This window comes from Methylomonas sp. MED-D, assembly GCF_050276835.1.
In the GTDB taxonomy this organism is placed as follows: Bacteria; Pseudomonadota; Gammaproteobacteria; order Methylococcales; family Methylomonadaceae; genus Methylomonas; species Methylomonas koyamae_A.
The window spans coordinates 2199081-2214830 of record NZ_CP189965.1; the positions used below are offsets into that span (position 1 = coordinate 2199081).

The following is a 15750-nucleotide window of genomic DNA, read 5'->3' on the forward strand; positions in this document are numbered from 1 at the left end:
CGGTCATGAAACAAGCTCCCGAACATTTGGTCGAGTTGATAGAGCCGATTGTCGAAGGTCTTGGCTACGAGTGCGTGGGCATCGAATACAATCCGCATCCGCAGCACGGCATGCTGCGCATCTATATCGATCACGAAAACGGGATCTTATTGGACGATTGCAGCAAGGTCAGTCATCAGATTAGTGGCGCATTGGATGTCGAGGACCCGATACAAGGCAATTATCAATTGGAAGTTTCGTCGCCCGGCGCGGATCGGCCGTTTTTCAAGCTAAATCAATTCGAGCGCTACATCGGCAGCAGCGTTCAGGTCGCATTGTTCAAGCCGATAGACAAACGCCGCCGGATCACCGGGGAAATCAAGGCGGTCGAGGGCGACGCTGTCGTGTTACGGGAAGGCGAACGTTTAATCGCCATTCCGTTTCACACGATGAGTAAGGCGCGCTTGGTACCCGAATATTTACTGAATAAAGGAGGTCGCAATGGCAAATAAAGAAATTTTACTGGTGGCGGATGTTTTCGCTAACGAAAAAGACATAGACAAGGAGTTGATCTTTCAAGCCATTGAATCCGCTCTGGAAGCGGCGACCGTCAAACGTTACGAAAACCCGGTCAAGGCGCGGGTGGAAATCAATCGCCACACCGGCGACTATACGACTTACCGGCGTTGGCAGGTGGTCGAGGCGAACCCGGATATTAACGGCGACGTCGAGCATCCGGGCTGGCAAATCCTGTTGGAAGCCGCTCAGATCGAAGAGCCGAATATACAAATTGGCGACTACGTCGAGGAAGAAGTCGAATCGGTGGAGTTCTGCCGTATCGCCGCGCAGACCGCCAAACAGGTCATTATTCAAAAAGTTCGCGAAGCCGAGCGCCGCAAGATCGTCGAAGCTTACGAAGACCGGGTTGGGGAATTGGTGACCGGTATTGTCAAACGCGTCGAAAAAGGCAGCGTTTACTTGGACTTGGGCGGTCACGTCGAAGCCTATATTGCCCGCGAGGACATGATTCCCAAGGAACCGGTCCGAATGGGCGACCGGGTGCGCGGTTACTTGAAGGCCGTTCGTTCCGAACAGCGCGGTCCGCAATTGTTTGTTAGCCGTACCGCGCCGGAGTTGTTGATTGCGCTATTCCGGCTGGAAGTGCCGGAAGTCAGCGAAGGCTTGATCGACATTTTGGCGGCCGCCCGCGATCCGGGATCGCGGGCCAAAATCGCGGTCCGCGCCAACGACCCGCGGCTGGACCCGGTTGGTGCCTGCGTCGGCATGCGCGGCTCTCGGGTACAGGCTATTTCCAACGAATTGGCCGGCGAACGGGTCGATATCATTCTCTGGAACGCCAACGAGGCTCAATTCGTCATCAACGCCATGGCACCGGCCGAGATTCAATCGATCGTCGTCGACGAGGACAAACACAGCATGGACGTCGCGGTCGCCACCGACAGCCTGTCGCAGGCCATCGGGCGCGGCGGCCAGAATGTGCGCTTGGCCTCCGAGTTGACCGGTTGGGAGCTGAACATTATCGACGCCGCTCAGTTCGGCAAAAGCCACGACGAAGAGGCGGCCAAATCCAAGCAATTGTTTATGGAGCAACTGGATGTGGACGAAGAGATCGCCACGGTTTTGGTCGAAGTCGGTTTGAACAACATCGAAGAGATTGCCTACATCCCGGTCGAGGAAATGCTGGAAATCGACGGTTTCGACGAAGAATTGGTCGAGGCGCTGCGCAGTCGGGCCAAGGACGCCTTGTTGATCAGCGCGATCGCGTCGGAAGAAAAAATCGAAACCGCCGAGCCTAGCGAGGAATTGCTGGCGATGGAGGGCATGGACGAAGAGTTGGCTCGCGAAATGGCGGCCAAGGGCATTGTCACGTTGGACGATCTGGCCGAACAGGCCATCGACGATATCATCGGCTTTGCCGGCATGGACGAAGAACGTGCTGGTAAACTAATCATGAAGGCCCGCGAATCTTGGTTCGCAGAGGACAAGGGCTGAGACGGGAGGACACTATGAGCGATAAAACAGTTAGAGAGTTGGCGGAGGTTGTCGGCATACCTCTGGAGCGTTTCTTGGAACAGCTTAAGGAAGCCGGATTGAGCGCCAGTGATCCCGACGACGTGATAGACGACCAGGAAAAATTCAAGTTGCTGGCCCATTTACGCAAACGCCACGGTAAAGCGGAAACCGATCCGGAGGCCGCCGCGCCTAAGCGCATCACTCTGAAGCGCAGCACCAAAACCGAATTGAAGCAGGCTTCGCCGCCGGGCAGTGCCGTCAAGACCGTCAGCGTGGAGGTCCGTAAGCAAAAAACTTACATTAAGCGCAGCGAAGCGCATGTCAGCGATGACCAAAAAGAGGCCGAACGCGCCAAACTGGCGTTGGATGAGCAGAAAAAGCGCTTGGCGGAGGAAGAAGAGCGTCGTCGCCAGCAGCAGGCCTTAAAAGCCCAACCGGCCGGCGACGACAGTCAGCCGGTGGAAATCGCGCCGACTATCGTCGAGGAAGCCGCTCCGGTGGTTGCCGTCTCGCCCGCCATCGAGGTGTCCGCCGAAAAACCGGAAGCCGAAATCGTCGTCGAGCCTGTTCAACCGAAAGCCGAAAGCCCGGTCGTTGAATTGACCGAGGAACAGCGTCTGGAAAAAGAGAAGAAAGAGCGTCTCGAAGCGGCGGTGCAGCGCAACGCCGAAAAGGTCAAGAAAAAGGCCGAAGCCAAGCAGCAACAAACACTGCACAAGAAAAAGGCCGAATTCAAGCCGACCCGCGGCACCGTTCCGGAAGTGGATGTCGATAGCGCGCGTAGCGGCGATCCGCGACGCGGCAAGGGTAAAAAGGCCAAGCCGCAACCCAAGCGCGACAAATCCGATTTCGAGCCGGATATTCAGGCTCGCCATAAGTTCGAAAAACCGGTGGCGCCGACGGTCTACGAAGTGACAATTCCCGAGACTATCATCGTGTCCGATCTGGCGCAAAAGATGAACGTCAAGGCGGCCGAAGTCATCAAGCATTTGATGAAATTGGGCATCATGACCACGATCAACCAAACTATCGATCAGGAAACGGCGGTGATCTTGGTTGAGGAAATGGGGCATAAGCCGATCATGCAAAGCGAGGACGATTTCGAGAAAGAAATGCTCGCGGAAGTGATGGCCGAGTCCGACGAAGTCAAAGTGGTCGGCAGGGCGCCCATCGTTACCATCATGGGCCACGTAGACCACGGTAAAACGTCGTTGCTCGATTACATTCGGAAAACCCGCGTCGCCGCCGGCGAAGCGGGCGGTATCACTCAGCATATCGGTGCTTATCAGGTTAGAACCGATCACGGCGCGGTCACCTTCCTGGATACGCCGGGCCATGCCGCGTTCACCGCGATGCGGGCGCGCGGCGCCGAAGTCACCGACATCGTGATCGTGGTGGTGGCCGCCGACGACGGCGTGATGCCGCAAACCAAGGAAGCGATCGAGCATGCTCGCGCCGCTAACGTGCCTATTATCGTGGCACTGAATAAGATCGATAAAAACGAAGCCAACCCGGATCGGGTCATGCAAGAGTTGGCGACGCTGAACGTGGTGCCGGAAGAGTGGGGCGGCGACGTGCAGTTCCTGAAAGTATCGGCAAAAACCGGGGTCGGTATCGACGATTTGATCGAAGCCTTAATCGTGCAAGCCGAGGTGCTGGAATTAACGGCGCCTAAAGAAGGCGTTGCCTCCGGGGTTTGTATCGAATCGCGGCTGGATAAGGGGCGCGGCGCGGTGGCGACGGTGCTGATCCAGAAAGGTACGCTGAATAAAGGCGACTTCGTGCTGTGCGGTCACGAATACGGCCGGATTCGGGCCATGTTCGACGAAAACGCCCACGCCATCAAAACCGCCGGACCGAGTACGCCGGTTGAGATTCTGGGGCTTTCCGGCACGCCGGATGCCGGCGACGAGTTGCTGGTTGTGCAAAACGAACGGGTGGCCCGCGAATTGGCGGCCCACCGCGAGGAACGCAAGAAATCCAGCCGCCACGCGGCAATGGGTGCTTCCAAGCTGGACGACGTATTCTCACGGATGACCGCCGGCGAAACGTCGACATTGAATGTGGTGATCAAAACCGACGTGCAGGGCAGTTTGGAAGCGTTGCGCGAATCGTTGGTCAGTTTGTCGACCGACGAAGTTCAGGTCAAATGTATTTTCGGCGGCGTCGGCGGCATCAACGAGGGCGATGCCAATTTGGCGCTGGCGTCCAATGCGATTCTGATCGGTTTCAACGTGCGGGCGGATGCGGTGGCGCGTAAGCTGATCGAAGAAAAAGACATCGATCTGCATTACTACAGCATCATTTACGAAGCGATCGACGAAGTGAAACGCGCGATCAGCGGCATGCTGGCGCCGGACATTCAAGAGAAAATCGTCGGCTTGGCCGAAGTGCGCGACGTGTTCCGCTCGCCGAAGTTCGGCGCGGTCGCCGGATGCATGGTCATCGACGGTTTCGTCAAGCGCAATCTGCCAATTCGGGTGTTGCGGAACAACGTGGTGATTTACGAAGGCCAGTTGGAATCCTTGCGCCGCTTCAAGGACGACGTCACTGAAGTCAAGATGGGCATGGAGTGCGGTATTGGCGTGAAAAACTACAACGATGTGCAAAACGGCGATCAGATCGAAGTGTTCGAGCGTATCGAAGTCAGACGGGAAATCTAAATGGCGAGAGAATACGGCCGCAGCCAGCGGGTTGCCTCGGAAATGCAGAAGGAATTGGCGGCTATTTTGCAGCGCGACGTCAAGGACACTCGCCTGGGTTTCGTGACGATCAACGATGTCGAGCTGTCCAAGGATCTGGCGGTGGCTAAAGTGTATGTCACGGTGTTGAACGGCGACGACGCGGCCAAGCTCGCCAACGTCAAGGTATTGAATGAAATCTCGCCGTTCATTCGCCACGAGTTGGCGAAGCGGATGCGGCTCAGGCATATATCCGAGCTGCATTTCTACTACGATCATTCCTTCGACACCGGTATGCGCGTTGCGGAATTGTTGCATGATTTGGAAGATCGGCAGGATCAGAGCGACTCGTCCGTCACCGGCAAGTCCGAGGACGAGTAATGGCGAAGCGCAAATCCGGGCGCGACGTGCATGGCATCGTTTTGCTCGATAAACGCCAGGGCGTGTCGTCGAATAAGGCCTTGCAGGAAGTCCGGCATTTATTTAACGCCAACAAGGCTGGCCACACCGGCGCGCTGGACCCGTTGGCGACCGGATTGTTGCCGCTTTGTTTCGGCGAAGCCACCAAGGTGTCCGGCATGCTGCTCGACGACGACAAACGCTATACGGTATCGATGCGGCTGGGCGTGATGACCGACACCGGCGACAGCGACGGTAACATCGTTGCCGAAATGCCGGTTCCGGTGTTTAGCGAAGCGGTGTTACAAGCCGCCTTACTCCGCTTTACCGGTGCGATAGACCAGGTCCCGCCGATGTATTCGGCGTTGAAACATAACGGTAGGAAGCTTTACGAACTGGCGCGCGAAGGCTTGACGATCGAGCGCAAGGCGCGGCCGGTCTCGATTTATGCGCTGACACTATTGGCGGCTAGCGATCGGGAACTGACATTGGACGTGGTTTGCTCGAAGGGAACTTACATTCGTTCCTTGGTCGAGGATCTGGGGCAGGCGTTAGGCAGCTGCGCGACCGTGATTGCGTTGCGCCGAACCGAAGCCGGATTGTTCCGCTTGGCGCAAGCCCACACGTTTGAGCAATTGCAGGCCATGAGCAGCGAACAGCTTCAAGCGGTTTTGATCGCGCCGGACGAACCGTTGCGCGGCGTGCCGGCGCTAGCCGTGGCCGCTGAGGAGGCTGGTCGGATACGGCAGGGACAACAAATAGAAGTCGGCGGCGGCCGGCCGGGGCCGGTGAGAATCTACGGTCCCGAAACCTTTTTGGGGTTGGGCGAAATTCTATTGAATGGTAAACTAGCGCCTAGAAAACTGTTTCTGATGGATGATCGAAATGCTTGATTATCCTCGAAAACCGCGTACGCTCCTACACCCTATTGTGGAAGCGGCGCATCTTCGCCATCGTCCGATGGCATTCTTTTAATTGATTAATCGATAGGGATTAAAATGGCATTAACCGCAGAACAAAAGAAAGCAGTCGTCGAAGAATATCGTTTGTCGGATTCCGACACCGGTTCCACCGAAGTTCAGGTGGCTTTGTTGACCGCGAACATCAACCAGTTGACACCGCACTTTGCCGCTCACAAAAAAGACAACCATTCGCGTCGCGGTCTGTTGCGCATGGTTAACCAACGCCGCAAATTGCTGGATTATCTGAAAGAAACCGATGTGGCCCGCTACCGCTCCTTGATCGAGCGTTTGGGCATTCGTAAGTAATACCGCCCGGAAGAAACGGCGTGTCGAGCGCCGTTTCTTTTTTAGGCACATTTCAGCACAACCTTTAAAAAAGGAACCTTATAGTGAATCCTATCAGGAAACAATTTCAGTACGGGGATCGTCTCGTCACGCTAGAAACCGGCGAAATCGCCCGCCAAGCCAACGGCGCGGTGATCATTGATGTAGAGGGCACCACCCTGCTGGTGACTGTGGTCGGTAAAAAGGAAAGTAGCGGCGGCGACTTTTTTCCATTGACAGTGGACTACCAAGAGAAAGCCTTTGCCGCTGGCAAAATTCCCGGCGGCTTTTTCAAACGCGAAGGCCGTCCCAGCGAAAACGAAACCCTGATCTCGCGCTTGATCGATCGCCCGATTCGCCCATTGTTTCCCGAAGGCTTTACTAACGAAGTACAAATCATCGCGACGGTATTGTCGCTGAACCCGGAGATAGACACCGAAGCGCCGGCCATTATCGGCGCATCCGCCGCGTTGGCGGTTTCGGGCCTACCGTTCAACGGCCCGCTGGGTGCCGCGACTATCGGCTATATCGACGGTCAATACGTGTTGAACCCGACCTTGCCGCAACTGAAGGAATCGCGCTTGCGTCTGATGGTCGCCGGCACCCAAAAAGCCGTGTTGATGGTTGAGTCGGAAGCCGATTTGCTGCCTGAAGATGTGATGCTGGGCGCGGTATTGTTCGGCCACGAGCAAATGCAGGTAGCGATCAATGCGATCAACGAACTGGCCGCCGAAGTCGCTACGCCGGCCCTGAACTGGGCGGCGCCCGCCGACAACGAGGCCTTGAAAGCCGCCGTTGCCGCCGAAGCCGAAGCGCAAATCAAAGCTGCCTACCAAATTCCCGAGAAACTAGTCAGACAAGACGCCTTGAGCGCGATCCGCGCGGCCGTCGTCGAAAAATTGACCGCGGACGGTCTGTTTGCCGAAAAAGACATACGCGACGTTATCGAGACCTTGGAATACAACGTCGTTCGCGGAGCGATTCTGAACGACCGCACCCGTATCGACGGCCGCGATTTGACCACGGTCAGACCGATCACGATTCGTACCAGCGTATTGCCGAGAACCCACGGTTCGGCACTGTTCACCCGCGGCGAAACTCAAGCCCTGGTTGTCGCGACCCTGGGTACCGAGCGCGATGCGCAAATCATCGACGCACTGGCTGGTGAATACAAGGATACCTTCCTGTTTCACTACAACTTTCCGCCGTTCAGCGTCGGCGAAACCGGCCGCACCGGCTCGCCCAAACGCCGCGAAATCGGTCACGGCCGCCTGGCCAAGCGCGGCGTGCAAGCCGTGACGCCCACGATCGGCGAATTCCCTTACGTGATTCGCGTTGTGTCGGAAATCACCGAATCGAACGGCTCCAGCTCGATGGCTTCGGTGTGCGGTAGCAGCTTGGCGCTGATGGATGCCGGTGTACCGTTGAAAGCGCCGGTCGCCGGCATCGCGATGGGCTTGATCAAGGAAGGCGATCAATTCGCGGTGTTGTCGGATATTCTGGGCGACGAAGATCATTTGGGCGACATGGACTTTAAAGTGGCCGGCTCCGAAACCGGTATTACCGCGCTGCAAATGGACATCAAGATCGACGGCATTACCCCGGAAATCATGAAAGTCGCTCTGGACCAAGCCAAGCAAGGCCGCCTGCACATCTTGGGCGAAATGAACAAAGCCTTGTCCACATCGCGCACCCAAATGTCGGACTTCGCGCCGCGCATCATCACCTTCAAGATCGATCCGTCCAAAATCCGCGAAGTGATCGGTAAGGGCGGCGTGACGATACGGGCGATCACCGAGCAAACCGGCGCTAGCGTCGATTTGACTGATGACGGTACCGTGAATATCGCTTCGGTCGATAAAGCCGCCGGTGAAGAAGCCAAGCGCATGATCGAGGAAATCACCGCCGAGGTCGAAGTCGGCAAGACTTACGAAGGTAAAGTCGTTCGGTTGATGGATTTCGGCGCATTCGTGACGATACTGCCCGGTAAGGACGGCTTGGTACACATCTCGCAAATTTCGGAAGAACGCGTCGAAAAAGTCAGCGACAAATTGTCGGAAGGCGATGTAGTAAAAGTCAAAGTGCTGGAAATCGACCGCCAAGGCCGGGTGCGTTTGAGTATGAAAGAAGTCGATAACGCTTGATCTTCACGCGTTAAACGATAAGGAAAAGGGCCGAGAGGCCCTTTTTTTGTTCTCCGAGACCGGCGTGTTTTCACCTGTATTCGGACACTAAAGCTTACTCGGCGATGGCAGCGTTCAGATTGACCGTTCAGGTTTAGAACTGCCGAACATGCCTGGCCGCACCGCTCCTAGGGCGGCGAATGACGGGGCCGCTGCGGCGGTAAACTGAAAGCTTCGGGTCCTAGCGTCGTTGGAACGCGTTATTCCGGATTATCCGGCGGTGCTCGGCAGGTTGGAGACGCGTTACAGTGTAAGCTGTTGTTGCACCAGTCGGTAGGCCTTGAGTGAGTAGTCCAATTAAAACCACCAATCGTTCCGATCGCAAAGCCGCCACGGGTTACAATTCAAACCCCGCCAGATATTGAATGTCTGTGATCGGCCGATTGTGTTGAAAAAGTCGGTTTTTCGTGATTTTTGGCTAATTTCGCGATTTTGTTGACTTTTAAGGCATTGTTTTTATTATAAAATGGTTTTGTACTATAACCCGTTTTTCCAAGAAAGGGACTTTTTCAACACAATCGGCCAATTGCGGACGACTGCGTTTCTTCCATAAATGACGGCAGTTGAATGAATACCTGCCTGCCAATTTAGCTATCAATGCTTGATTGCAAAACCTGAACCTGAATTTCTCGTGGGTTGTCCAGGCTATACAACGCTTGAATAAAATTTAAATTTTTAAATTTTTCCAAGTTTCGATAACATCTGGCTGTTCCAAATATTTTTGGATATCAACTATTGTCTGCATCATTTCGTTAATACGCTGATCAATCACCCAATTCCAATAGCCAGTAAGATTCATTCTTTCAAATATTTCCTTCCTAAAATATTGAGAGATAATACTATCGGCTTCACTATAAAAAAAAGAATCACAGTCATCAGAATAAAGTAAATAATCAATTTTAATCTGTTCGCGATTAAGTTTATCAATATCAACTTTAATTCTGTTAAATTGTACGAAATCTAGCAAAGAAATCTCGCTAGGCATTAGATGAAAATGAGCGTGACTTACGCAAGCTCCGCTGTAACAGCGGTCGAATAAAGTTCCATGTTCCATCAGGATTATCTTTTTCCCATATATTTCAGACAAAATTCCAGCTAAAAACTTAACCAAATCTTTTAACTCTGTGAGCTCTGGCTCCATAAGGCGTGCCATAGCTGTAATATGTCTTTTTGGGGCTATTAATATATGACCGGGGACTAGGGCTCCAACACTCGGAAAAACTAGAAAACTTTTACTTGTTAATAAATCTCTTTTACTCACGCCTAAAGAAATTGCTACTTCACTTAGAAAAAAACTTCCTTCAACATCACCCTGCATCTCTGCACAATAACTGCAAGAATTTTTTGAAATCATCCAAGTATTACTGATTTAATTTTTTAATGAAATTTTTGAGGCTTTCAACTATCAACGAGTCAGTGCGCATAGGCTTGGCTATACTAATATGGTCGGCGTCTATCGGAGTATTGCGACTACCAGGAAACCCAAAATCGGATGATTCATTGTTGACCACTGTGAGTATGGCCGTTTTTTTTGTTTCGGAAAATGATATGTGTTTTATATTTAAATTATGCGCCAGATTTTTATACTCGGTATTTAGCGCTATAACTTCTTTATTGTTAGCTAACAAATCATTTATTGGTTGGGTTGTTCTTGCTAGTGGGTTAATGGTCTTAAATCTATTAGCCCACTTAGAACCAAAATGAGGGGTGGCAACAAAGCATACTCCAATTGTGTTCGCCAGTATTCTATATATTGGCGATGATTGTGGCTCATTCATATGTATGTCGCGAATAATACTTTTAATTAGTAATCCGCCAAAACTATGACCAACAAAAACAAATCTCCCAACTTCAAAGTCGAAGTTTTCCAATAGCTGAATGATGTTCGTAGTCCGATTTTTCAAAGACATAGCCTCGCCTAGCCAATAACTAAAAGCATTGTTGTAACCGACTGTATATATATTTATTTGAGGTATATCATCATTTACCAATGCATGAGGAAAATAGAGTTGAGTACTCTCGTTTAACCACGTATCAATCGGATGACCATCTAATCCGTGAAAAAACACCACATTAATTCCGTTTTTGTTGAATCTGTTGGACTTATGAACTTGGAAAACTTTAGGGAAATCAGATTCCTCCACAGACGACTTTAACTGATCTAAAGCATCTTTGATTGCTTCACCACCTTTTTTGCTGTCTGCGGGTTTTTCTAAAATTGACATAACAATATCATGAACCCCATAGGAGGTATCTTTTCCATCCATGGTTTTAGTCCCATTGAACACTTTATGGTTTTTCAACGCAGTAAGATACTGAGTGAAAAATATATGGTAGTCTTCTTCGTTAGCAAATTTTGAAAGACGGACAGCTCTAATTGCTAAAGGTGTGATGGGATAATAGAAGGTTGTTCTTACTGGCTTATTGTTTATAAGAACCTCAACTTCTTCATGGTTAAGAAGGTTTTCCCAAAAAAACTCTTGGTTATGCTTAGCTAAAAGCCAATTAGCCGCTCTATTGATTTCTACTGAAAATTTTTGTGGGGATAAATTATATAAAGCAAAAATAGCATACGAGGTTGCAGAAACACATGGATTTCCTGTTGAGTTTCGCCAAAAATACCCTTCGTTGCTATCCTGATTTCGTTCTAAATAACTTTTTGCCTTATCAATAGCTGGTAGAAAGTTATCATCTTTAGCAGCCAGCAGAGCTGATATCGCAATCGATGTACTAATAGTACGAGGGCTAGAATCTTTGATCAGCCCCCATCCGCCAGATTCAGTTTGGGTGCTAATTAACCAATCAAAGGATGTTTGTAGAAGATTCTTGTTTTGGTAATAAGGTGATACGTTTGATTGTAATGCCAGAAGAACCCACGCTGTCGAGTCAATAACACCAACATCGTTAATATTACTTATAAATGCCCAACTTCCATCTGGTAGGCGATTTTTCAGCAACGAATCGAATACTTCATTCTTATGGGGAATGTTGCTATTGGTTAAAGCATAAACGAGTATTGATTGTGCTGTAGCAACGTTTCCAATCCGATCTTCTCTACTTAAATCTCTATACCATCCAAATCCAAATTTATCATTTGCGACGATTTTGTTGTTTAGTAATGAAATGTACGAATTTATATCATCCATGTTTTCAGGGTTGAGCTTAAGCTATGCTGAGTAAAAAATATTGCCCCATTCTTTATCTAGGCTGATCATTTCACTTCTATTTATGTTGAGGGTATCGCATATTTCCTCTGCAATTTGCTCTCTCATATCTACAGGGTAATTTATCATGTCATTTATCGCGTTAGCTGAGTAGGAAATAGCTGACAGAAGTGCACTAAGTTCTATTGATTTTTCACAGCCAGGGCTATGTCTCTTCTTGACTCGATCTGCTATTAAGGCAAATGTAGTATATGATTTTATGCCACTGATTGAACTTTCAAGATTTTTATACTCGTCGGTGGATAGCGACTCTAATATGGTTTGAATACAACTAATGTCGAGTTTATAACCTTGCCTACATTCACTCCAAATTTTATCCGAAAGACTAATCAATGGAGCAATATCATTACTCGTTATCTGTTCAAGGTTAGTGAATTTCATTTTAGGAAAAATTTTTTTTACAATTTCTTCGTGAATATCATCTCGAGTCCTATAATTCCCTTCGGACAAGCAAGTGATAATTATTTTTTCAGAATAAGGGGTTTCTATTTCGCTGTATAAGGTTTGTGCCTTTTCGAGCAGCTCATCATTTTTTTCATAAATATCGTGGCTTTCTGTGTAATTTCTGGCGCCCTTTGAGGCAACCAACTTCCTAGATGCACTTAAACTGCCCATAAATACAATATAAAAGTCAGGCCTTGGCAAGCCTAACGCCACATGTTCTAGTGAATCGACCCATTTTGAAATATCCTCTCCTGCTCTAATAGTCTGAAACACACTGTTTGAAAGCGAATATCGATTGGTTATTACGACTTGTTTTTTAGCAATTGCATCTGTTATTTGTTTGTAAAATTGCATTCTATCCAATGAAAATAGCATTGCCATTAATTTCGGTGGAAGTGTTAGTGCATCATGTTCTTTATCAGCTGAGTCTGAACTCAGCAAAGAGCCTATTTCTTTGCCAACAAATGATTCATACGCCGGAAAATCAAAGTACACTGAATCGATTCCTTCGGCATTTAGGCGCTCCTGCAACAAGATTGCTTGCGTTGCTTTTCCTGTTCCGTCAATTCCTTCAAATGAAATTAGCATAAATTCGGTTAATATATGGTTGCGGCAATCGTTGGGGCGGCAGCGTTAAAAGAATCAATTTTAGTCAAGCTGACTGCTTTTATATCTGGCTGGTAAGTATGCCAGAATTTGCCCCTTATCTTAACGACTTTTAAAAAATGGATGGGCAAACCGTTGCCACCATAAGACTCTCGCATGTAAATCGTCAACCCTTGCGATCACTCATTGGCACACAGTCGATACGAAGAATGCAAATGAAGCGCCGATTAGCGATAGCGTGTCGGATGAATGTAGACATTCGAAATGTGGGATTGCGCACGCTAATCGCCTCGAAATTTGATCGGCAGCTTGCTTACCTTTTCCTGTCACCTTAAATTCAATCCTGTCTGTCAGAAACGGGTCGATCTCACTCATTGCGCCCGCGCCTTTGCTCCGTCGGAGAGCCAACGCTATCCACCAAAACTTCGACGAACCATACCGGCACCGTAACTTGTCGATCGCGGGGCTTGGCAAGGCGAGCGTCGGCGCGACGGACCCGGAGCTACATGTTGCCGCCGGTCTGGCGGGTTCTTGCTCGATCCTTCGCGGTTCGGGCGAATCGAAGCTGTCCTGGGTCCTTTATCACTCGACGAGTTGCCATTACAACACCGAACAATCCATTGCGGACACGGACCGATGTTAGATAAACACCCACCATCCTCTGTTGAACATAGAGCGACGTCTGATCAACAGACAAGCGTCTAATGCAAACACCGAGTGCCGCGTGTTTAACAGCGGCGCTCCGCAACTCGACACTGGGCGTCCGCCGATGAACAGGCGACGATCTCGACTAAACATCGAGCCGCCAGTGATTGACAGGCAGCCGTCTCTGCCGAACAGCGGCGCGTGTCCGATCAACAGCGGCGCTTGCGTGTTAAACAAGCGGTGCTGACTGTTTATATTAGAAGGCCGCGTGTTTAGCGTGAAGGTCTGCATGTTCACTGCGGAACCCTGGATGTTTGTATGGCGATACCGCGTGTTGAGATAAGAACGCTGCCGGTATCAACGGCAACCTAGCCTGTCGCGACGGCACCGCTGCCGGTCGAACGCGGACACCTGACCGTTCAAACCGCACCGCTGCCGGTTTCGATGGGAACGGTGCGATTGATCGGCGGCATTGTCAATGAAGATCATGCGAGGCCGGATTTATTTTCCCATTCTATTAAGCTCGCAATTCACGGAGCGCAATGACATTTTGAATGACCGCTTCTGCCTTTTTCGGCCGCCGTAACTTAAACCTTATTTGGCGGGAAGTGGGCGATTGCGACAATTCATCACTTCCAAAAGCGGTCATTCAACGCTGGCGCAATCATTTCGGAATCGATGGCTGGGTTTGCATCGGAACTGGTGGCGGCTTTCAAGCGGAATGGCTGGCTGATTTTGGTCGGAATACGGACTTGAGTCTTCGCGGCGATCCGATTCGTTCGGATTCGTTTGACTTGTCTCGGACCGGGCCGCTTAAAACTCCCAGCGCAATCCGCCTTCCAGGGCGTGATTGTAGGAGCCGGACATAATTAAAGCCTGATAGCCCAAATTCGCGGCCAATCCGTTCGGCAGATTGAGTTGCAGGCCGGCGCCCATGTTGCCCCAATCGCGTTCGGCGGCGCTAGAGACGATGCTCGCCGCCAAGCCGGAGCGGGTAAAGGCGCGGGTGACTCGCGGATCGTTGGCGTATTCGCGCACCCACTCGCCGTTGACGCGCGGCGTCAGCACGCCGAATGGCAGGCTCCAGGCATAGGTCAATTCGACGCCGAAGGTGCTGGTGACCGAGACTACGTATTGCTCCGGTACCGTCAGCAGGCCGCTGCCTGCACCCAGCAGGCCCTGTTCGCGGTAGCCGCCGATATTCATGTAAATCGTCGAGGCTTGACCGTAGCCGCGCAGGCTCCAGGCGCCGATGTTGTGGGTATAGCCGGTGCCGGCCAAAATGTTGAATTCGTCGGTTTCGAACTGGGCTTTGGCCCCGCCGCCGCAAGTCAGGCATTGCCGGTTCGCCGCGTTATCGTGTTTGGCGTAACCGGCCGCCAGATCGATATAAGTGTTTTCGGTGGGGGTTAAGGTTGCGAATGGCGAGAATCGAAAGATGTTCGCATCGAAACGGCCTTGCCCGCGGTCCAGCTCGGCGGCGGAACTGGTATAGCCGAACAGAACGCCGGTCGCGAAACGCTCGCTGATTTTGAAATCGAGCGCGGCGTTGAAATTGCGGTTGTACAACGCAAAGCCGGCACTGCCGGTGTTGCCGTCCACGTGGCCCCAGGAACCGCCGGCATTGACGAAAAATCCGAACGGTCCGACCATGCTGTACAGGTCGTCGCCGGCACCGCCGCCTTTCGCGGTGGAATGATCGATGCGCAGATGACGGAGCGACTGTAACGAGCTGGAAATCTGGGTGGTGCTGCGGTTGAGTTGCAAACCGATCGTGGTGGCGTCGTTGACGGCATTTAGGCTTTTCTGCTCTTGAGGAGTGGTGCCGGTCGCGAAATTGCCGGTCGCATAGGCGGTAAGACTGGCACAGTCCTCGATTGAGGTGGCGGTACGGCCTTGGTAGTAACAAGTCAGCAAGCCGCCCAGCGTGGCTTCCAAGGTAAAGACGTTGTCGGTGACGACGATTTTCGCGGCGGACAAGTCTAGATTGTTGCTGGTTTCGTAGTTCAGTAACTGAGTGTAGGCGGTTTCGATCAGCGAAGCGGACGAAAAGTCGTTAATCGAGTAGCTTTGCAGCGAATCGGAACTGATCAGACTGCCGGTGATCGTCGCGTGGGCGGACATGCTCAATCCTAAACCGGCCAGGGCCAATAGTGTTTTCACGGTTCAACTCCATGGTGTTGAGATGGTAAACCCTTCGGATTATAAGGCCTTAGGCAACTTTGTCACAGTCTAGTCGCCTTGAAACCGCGCGGGCTCTGGATGCCCG

11 protein-coding genes are annotated in these 15750 nt (G+C 51.3%); 7 read left to right on the top strand and 4 right to left on the bottom strand.

All coding sequences use genetic code 11. The features are described 5' to 3' along the window. The first annotated feature begins 5 nt into the window (after positions 1–5). The 7 genes from rimP (at position 6) to pnp (ending at position 8523) form a co-directional block, all read left to right on the top strand. Complete coding sequence (gene rimP / locus ACQE3E_RS09740; RefSeq protein ID WP_313728204.1) at positions 6–491, top strand: ribosome maturation factor RimP; 486 nt, start codon at positions 6–8, stop codon at positions 489–491. Next, complete coding sequence (nusA, locus tag ACQE3E_RS09745) at positions 481–1992, top strand: transcription termination factor NusA (protein ID WP_064031754.1); 1512 nt, start codon at positions 481–483, stop codon at positions 1990–1992. The genes rimP and nusA overlap by 11 nt, the downstream gene beginning before the upstream one ends. 14 nt (positions 1993–2006) lie before the next feature. Then, entirely contained in the window at positions 2007–4676 is a 2670-nt protein-coding gene (gene infB / locus ACQE3E_RS09750; protein ID WP_427501568.1) for a translation initiation factor IF-2, read from the top strand. Continuing rightward, positions 4677–5075 carry a 30S ribosome-binding factor RbfA gene (gene rbfA, locus ACQE3E_RS09755; RefSeq protein ID WP_427501569.1) on the top strand — a complete coding sequence of 133 codons (399 nt, stop codon included), beginning with the start codon at positions 4677–4679 and terminating at the stop codon, positions 5073–5075. It begins immediately after the preceding gene. Then, complete coding sequence (gene truB, locus ACQE3E_RS09760) at positions 5075–5986, top strand: tRNA pseudouridine(55) synthase TruB (protein ID WP_427501570.1); 912 nt, start codon at positions 5075–5077, stop codon at positions 5984–5986. Before rbfA ends, truB begins: the two co-directional genes overlap by 1 nt. 105 nt (positions 5987–6091) lie before the next feature. After that, positions 6092–6361 carry a 30S ribosomal protein S15 gene (rpsO, locus tag ACQE3E_RS09765; protein ID WP_064031750.1) on the top strand — a complete coding sequence of 90 codons (270 nt, stop codon included), beginning with the start codon at positions 6092–6094 and terminating at the stop codon, positions 6359–6361. A gap of 83 nt (positions 6362–6444) precedes the next feature. Then, entirely contained in the window at positions 6445–8523 is a 2079-nt protein-coding gene (pnp, locus tag ACQE3E_RS09770; RefSeq protein WP_409521087.1) for a polyribonucleotide nucleotidyltransferase, read from the top strand. Between the two features lie 706 nt (positions 8524–9229). Here the strand turns inward: pnp and ACQE3E_RS09775 are convergent. The 4 genes from ACQE3E_RS09775 to ACQE3E_RS09790 form a co-directional block, all read right to left on the bottom strand. Beyond that, complete coding sequence (locus ACQE3E_RS09775) at positions 9230–9916, bottom strand: HIT family protein (protein ID WP_313728200.1); 687 nt, start codon at positions 9914–9916, stop codon at positions 9230–9232. A 7-nt stretch (positions 9917–9923) separates the two neighbouring features. After that, entirely contained in the window at positions 9924–11708 is a 1785-nt protein-coding gene (locus tag ACQE3E_RS09780) for a hypothetical protein (RefSeq protein WP_313728199.1), read from the bottom strand. A gap of 21 nt (positions 11709–11729) precedes the next feature. Further along, positions 11730–12818 (bottom strand): dTMP kinase, encoded by a 1089-nt coding sequence (locus tag ACQE3E_RS09785; protein WP_313728198.1) that lies wholly within the window; start codon positions 12816–12818, stop codon positions 11730–11732. A gap of 1476 nt (positions 12819–14294) precedes the next feature. After that, a complete protein-coding gene (locus tag ACQE3E_RS09790; RefSeq protein WP_313728197.1) occupies positions 14295–15644 on the bottom strand; it encodes an autotransporter outer membrane beta-barrel domain-containing protein in 1350 nt (449 codons plus the stop codon). Positions 15645–15750: the final 106 nt, after the last annotated feature.

Bases quoted from the DNA above. Each gene is read 5' to 3' on its own strand.
- rimP (WP_313728204.1), top strand. From the start codon at position 6: ATGAAACAAGCTCCCGAACATTTGGTCGAGTTGATAGAGCCGATTGTC.
- nusA (WP_064031754.1), top strand. From the start codon at position 481: ATGGCAAATAAAGAAATTTTACTGGTGGCGGATGTTTTCGCTAACGAA.
- infB (WP_427501568.1), top strand. From the start codon at position 2,007: ATGAGCGATAAAACAGTTAGAGAGTTGGCGGAGGTTGTCGGCATACCT.
- rbfA (WP_427501569.1), top strand. From the start codon at position 4,677: ATGGCGAGAGAATACGGCCGCAGCCAGCGGGTTGCCTCGGAAATGCAG.
- truB (WP_427501570.1), top strand. From the start codon at position 5,075: ATGGCGAAGCGCAAATCCGGGCGCGACGTGCATGGCATCGTTTTGCTC.
- rpsO (WP_064031750.1), top strand. From the start codon at position 6,092: ATGGCATTAACCGCAGAACAAAAGAAAGCAGTCGTCGAAGAATATCGT.
- ACQE3E_RS09775 (WP_313728200.1), bottom strand. From the start codon at position 9,916: ATGATTTCAAAAAATTCTTGCAGTTATTGTGCAGAGATGCAGGGTGAT.
- ACQE3E_RS09780 (WP_313728199.1), bottom strand. From the start codon at position 11,708: ATGGATGATATAAATTCGTACATTTCATTACTAAACAACAAAATCGTC.
- ACQE3E_RS09785 (WP_313728198.1), bottom strand. From the start codon at position 12,818: ATGCTAATTTCATTTGAAGGAATTGACGGAACAGGAAAAGCAACGCAA.